General features: G+C 44.6%; 4 protein-coding genes. 2 read left to right on the forward strand and 2 right to left on the reverse strand.

Features of this window, described 5'->3' with window-relative positions:
- Positions 1–2,028: DNA translocase FtsK (locus AOQ29_RS07285; RefSeq protein ID WP_061993819.1), on the reverse strand; the 2,028-nt coding region annotated here is incomplete at its 3' end.
- 356 nt (positions 2,029–2,384) lie between these two features.
- Between AOQ29_RS07285 and AOQ29_RS07290 the strand changes: the two genes are divergently transcribed.
- Complete coding sequence (locus AOQ29_RS07290) at positions 2,385–3,185, forward strand: manganese catalase family protein (RefSeq protein ID WP_061993820.1); 801 nt, start codon at positions 2,385–2,387, stop codon at positions 3,183–3,185.
- A gap of 168 nt (positions 3,186–3,353) precedes the next feature.
- Here the strand turns inward: AOQ29_RS07290 and AOQ29_RS07295 are convergent, their stop codons facing one another.
- Positions 3,354–4,037 (reverse strand): CPBP family intramembrane glutamic endopeptidase, encoded by a 684-nt coding sequence (locus AOQ29_RS07295; RefSeq protein ID WP_061993821.1) that lies wholly within the window; start codon positions 4,035–4,037, stop codon positions 3,354–3,356.
- 378 nt (positions 4,038–4,415) lie between these two features.
- Here AOQ29_RS07295 and AOQ29_RS07300 point away from each other — a divergent pair, with 378 nt between their 5' ends.
- A complete protein-coding gene (locus AOQ29_RS07300) occupies positions 4,416–5,396 on the forward strand; it encodes a ketopantoate reductase family protein (RefSeq protein WP_061993822.1) in 981 nt (326 codons plus the stop codon).
- The last annotated feature ends 27 nt before the right edge of the window (positions 5,397–5,423 follow it).

Consider the following 5,423-nt stretch of genomic DNA (forward strand, 5'->3'; position numbering starts at 1 on the left):
TTGCAACCGCTTTTGCGGCTTGCCTGGTGGGGCAAAAATCATATCCCCGCGGCCAAGGAGCTTTTCCGCCCCATTGGTGTCCAAAATCGTCCGTGAGTCAATTCCGGAAGCTGTCCGGAAGGCAATTCGACCAGGAATGTTGGACTTAATCGTTCCATTAATGACCTTAACATCAGGACGCTGAGTGGCTAAAATCATGTGGATTCCAGCTGCTCGGGCCTTCGCCCCCAAACGGGCAATTGACACTTCAATTTCAGAGCCAACCGTCGCCATCAAATCCGCGAATTCATCCACAACGGCCACAATATATGGCAGTTTGGTCATCAAAGCATTCCCAGTTTCTTTGGCATGGGCATTATTTTCTTCGACCGCGGCATTGTATTCGCCGATATTTCGCTTAGAAAACTGAGCTAAGAGATCGTAGCGGTTTTCCATTTCATCAACTAACTTCTGCAAGGACTTGGCGGCCTTACGAGGGTCAGACACAACTGGTGTCAGCAAATGAGGAATCCCGTTATAGATTGAAAGTTCAACTACCTTCGGGTCGACCATCATTAATTTGACTTCCGAAGGCTTGGCCTTCAAAAGTAAGGAAACAATAATTCCATTCAATCCGACTGACTTTCCTGACCCGGTTGAACCGGCAATCAGCAAGTGCGGCATTGCCGCCAAATCAGCTGAGATGATATTACCCGTGACATCCCGACCCAAAGGAACAGTTAGAAGGTCTTGGTCAACCGTCTTCGATTGTTCGACCATATCACGGAAACCAACTACAGCTTGGCTATCATTGGGCACTTCAATTCCAACGTAAGGTTTCCCAGGAATCGGCGCCTCAATTCGAATTGATTTAGCAGCCAGAGCCAAGGCCAAATCGTCGGCCAAATTGGCAATTCGATTAACCTTGACACCCTGACCCGGTTTCAATTCATACTGGGTCACCGTCGGTCCAAGTGATACGGAAGAAACGGTTGCATCAACCCCGAAAGATTGAAGAGTATCATGCACTAACCGTGACTTAGCATTGAGACTCTGAGCCTCTTTAGATTGGTCAGTTGGCTTAGTCTGCGTTAACAACGACGTTTCCGGCAGGCGGTAGTCATCGTCAGCTGGACTTGCTGAGTTCAGTTCGACTTCCGGCTGGTTTGTCGGTACCGTTGGCGTTGGCGCTTCAAAACTCGAAGCGACTTGTCTTTCAGCCGGTGCCTGCCAATTAATCTTTGGTTCGACTGGTTCGCTTGATTCACTCTTAACCGGTGGAACATCATCATCGGTTGGCAGTACTGGGTCACCAAAGAACGGATCAGTACTTGGTTGATTGACGTCAGGTTCACTTTTGGACAAACCAAATGGATCGTCCCCAAATTCAGTCAAATCCTGCTTTTGCTTTTCCGCCAACAACTGTCGTTGGTCACGCTTCTTATTTTGTTCCTTCTGGAATTCAGTAAAATTCTCATGGGCCTTAATCACTCCCTTTTGGGCAATGTCTCGGGCCGGAACTCGGAAGGTTACAATCACACCTGCCAAATATAAGGTCGCAATCACAATTGCGGTTCCAATATCAGCTAATAGCGTATAAGTTAGCTGATAAAGCAAGGCCCCAACCATTCCAGCTCCAACGGGAGTTAGAGTTGAATGGTTGGTTAATTCCTGACCAATTATCCGCACAATTTGTGAAGGGAAATTCCCGGCCGGAAATTCATTTTGATTAAAGAACAACATCGACGACAACAAGGCGGTTGCCAAGTACATCATCAGTACACCGACATAAATGTGAGTGGCGATTGGATAGTTTTTATCCATAATCAAATAAATCAAGGCCCAGGCCATAATCGGTAACAAAGTAATTTGATACAGATTGCCAAAGAAGAAGCGGGCAAAATCAGCTAAATAGATTCCAAAGAGTCCGAGCTGAAAAATCGCAAAAATTGAAAAAAAGATAACCAGCAAAAGGCCAACAATCACACCGGCATCTTGGCTGCGACTCGCTTTCTTTTTTGGACTACGGCGTTTTGTTTTTTTAGCCATTGTCGTTTTCTCCCTTACTATCAGCGGCACAGTAGAATATTGTCACTGAAAAAAGTCTAGTTTACTTCATTTATATTAGCACAGTGACCAGGTTCTCTCTACCCTCGGTCAGCTTTTAAAGCAGATTGGTTCGAAGTAAGGTCTAGACCGGTTTTTGATTTTTCATTTGACGGAGGTATTTCAGAGATGATACACTCATTTCAACGTTAATATATTAATTGGAATAGTTGTAATATTATCGTTATTTTGTATATTATCCCTAATTATCAAGGATATATGCCTATATTTATTATTTATAATAATAATTGGTACTATCGTTATTTTTGATAATAAGAATTGAAGAGAAAGAGGAACTTATGTTTAAGCACACCCGAAAATTGCAATACAACGCCAAGCCAGACCGTCCAGATCCTTTGATGGCCCGTCGTCTGCAAGAGGCACTCGGCGGTCAATGGGGTGAAACAACTGGAATGATGTCATACCTTTCTCAAGGTTGGTCATCAACTGGTGATGAAAAATATAAAGACTTACTCCTCGATACTGGAACAGAAGAAATTGGCCACGTTGAAATGATTTCAACTATGGTCGGCTACCTATTGGAAGGTGCCCCAATTTCTGAAGCAGATGTTGCTGGTGACCCAATGAAGGCCGCTACTTTGGCCGGCATGGACCCAGAACACGCCTTGGTCCACGGTTTGAACGCTAGTTTGAACAACCCCAACGGCGCTGCTTGGAACGCTGGTTACGCTACTTCATCAGGTAACCTCGTTGCCGACATGCGCTTCAACGTTGTTCGCGAATCACAAGCCCGTCTTCAAGTTTCACGTTTGTATAACATGACTGACGACGAAGGTGTCCGTGACATGCTCCGCTTCCTTTTGGCCCGTGAAACGCAACACCAATTGCAATTCATGAAGGCTCAAGAAGAATTGGAAGAAAAGTACGGTGTCATCGTTCCTGGTGACATGGGCGATATCGAACACTCAGAATTCTCACACGTTTTGATGAACTTCTCTGATGGCACTGGTTCAGAAGCCTTTGCCGGTCAAATTGCTAAGGATGGCCAACCATTCACTTACCAAAAGGACCCTGAAGCCATGGGTGGCTTGCCAGAAGTTAAGCCAGCTGACCCCCGCTTGAAGAACAACCAGGGCTAAAATTTTACCTTTCATATTAAAACAAAAGACAAAGGACCGCTCGAAGCAATCCTTTGTCTTTTTTCTATTTCTTGATAGTCAGGTTAAAATTAAAAATACAATCGATATATCCGACCCGATACCTTTGATTCCTAGTTATTTCCAAGTTGTAATTGCTCCGCTACTTTCTCATTGGTTCGCTATGACCATCATGATGGTCGCGATCAAATTATTCAACATATGCAGGCCAATACTGACGGAAATCTTTTGGGACTGGCTGTAGGCATAACCAAGGGCTCCACCCAAAGTGCAGTAAATCAAAAATGCCGTCAGATTGTGTGTGGTTAACACTAGGGAATGCATATGTAAGTAGGCAAAGAGTAGCGTAGAAACAATGATACTTAGACTCGCATTATTTTTAAAGAAGACATTCATCATGTAGCCACGGAAAGCCATTTCTTCAAAAACCGGACCAATGACGATAATAAATACTAGTTCGGCCACTAACAATGGGATACTCAAATGGGCCAAAGAATCATTAATCATTTTTTCATTCGTCGCTTGTACATCACCGAATAGGTACGTCCCAACACACGAGATAGTGACGCTAATACCCAGCTGAAAAATATAGGTACCAATAATTATCAGGCCATCTGCCCTCGTTAGCCTCGTGAACCGTAACTGAGTTTGGCTAACATAAGCTGTAATCATGGAAGACCCTTTAATTGACAGTCCATAAACAACTAACACTCCCAGATAGGCCAGTAAGGCAAGCAATTGATTATGAATTTGACCAATATTGGTAAATAGCGTTCCCAGCACCATCACCCAGAAAATTTGCAGACCTAAAAACAATAATTTTTTAATGAACATTCCTGCCTCGCTTCTTAGTTTTCTTACCCCACTAACTCAGCTTGATCCGCAATGCGCTTTAAATTTAACAAATAATTTGTAAATGGTCAAAACGATTATGCTTGTTTTTAAATATTGGACACGTTGCCTACTTATCTTTTTAAAATCAAAACCCAGGTAATCTCGAATAGATTAGCTTATATTAGTAACAAATAAACTTACATCTTGATTTTGTTCAGAAAAACCGCTAAATATAATTTCACACAAAAAGTGAACGACTATCGAATCATCCACTAACTACAGCTGATAAAGTCGAACATCCCCACCCACCGTCCTTGCATATTCCCCGTCGCCCTGTTATATTTAAAAAAATTAGATTGTTTATAAAGGAGATTTACGATGAAGTATGCTGTTGTCGGTGCCGGGGCCATGGGCCTCCGTTATGGTTTGCTCTTACAGGAAAATGCCGGTGTTGAAGTCGACTTTGTTGAGCCAACCAAGGCCTCACTTGATGCCATCCATGCCCAGGGCGATGTCGTTTACCGGTCAGTTGACCATCAAGACCGGACAGCCATCCCAGTAAAGGCCTATTCACCAGAAGAATATACCGGTCAACCAGACGTCTGGATTTTCTTTATGAAGCAAATGCAATTGGCTGACACCCTCACCCGCCTAGCACCCAAGTTCCAACCAGGGCAAACTGCCCTCGGGGCCATGAATGGGATGGGGCACTTGGAAAAGTTCCAACAGTACTTCGATGACGACCATATTATTGGTGGAACAGCCATGATTGCGACGATTTTGAACGACTTCGGCGACGTTGATTTTATCGGAGGAACCGGGTCGGTCTATGCCAACATGACTGAGAAACCTTCAGAAGTGATGGACCAAGTCCAAGCAGACTTCACTAAGGCAGAACTTAACCCCTCTTATTCCGAAAACTTGCTTGGTACCCTCCTAACTAAGGTGGCCTTCAACTCCGTCGAGAACTCTGTTCACACGATGTTCCAAGCCCGGGTCGGCGAAACAATGGCCTACCCCAACTACATCGAAGGCGTTGCCAAGCCGATGCTCGATGAGGCCTATGCAGCGACCAAGGCTGCTGGCATCGAACTACTGGAAACAGAAGACGAAATGCTAGACAAAATTGTGAGACTCTCTACCGGTGCATTTGCCCAACACTTCCCATCAATGTACCAAGACTTCGTTAAGGGTCGTGAAACCGAGGTCGATTACATCAACGGTTACTTTACCGCTCTGGCTGACAAGCACGGTGTTCCCGCACCAACTCAAAAGCTGGTGACAAACCTCGTCCACTTGGCCGAGGCCATGCGCGAATTTAACCCACCTAAGAACAAGTTGGCCCCAGCAGAACAATAATAAATTAAACACAAAAAACCCCCCCCG

It is taken from the genome of Fructobacillus ficulneus (assembly GCF_001047075.2).
In the GTDB taxonomy this organism is placed as follows: Bacteria; Bacillota; Bacilli; order Lactobacillales; family Lactobacillaceae; genus Fructobacillus; species Fructobacillus ficulneus.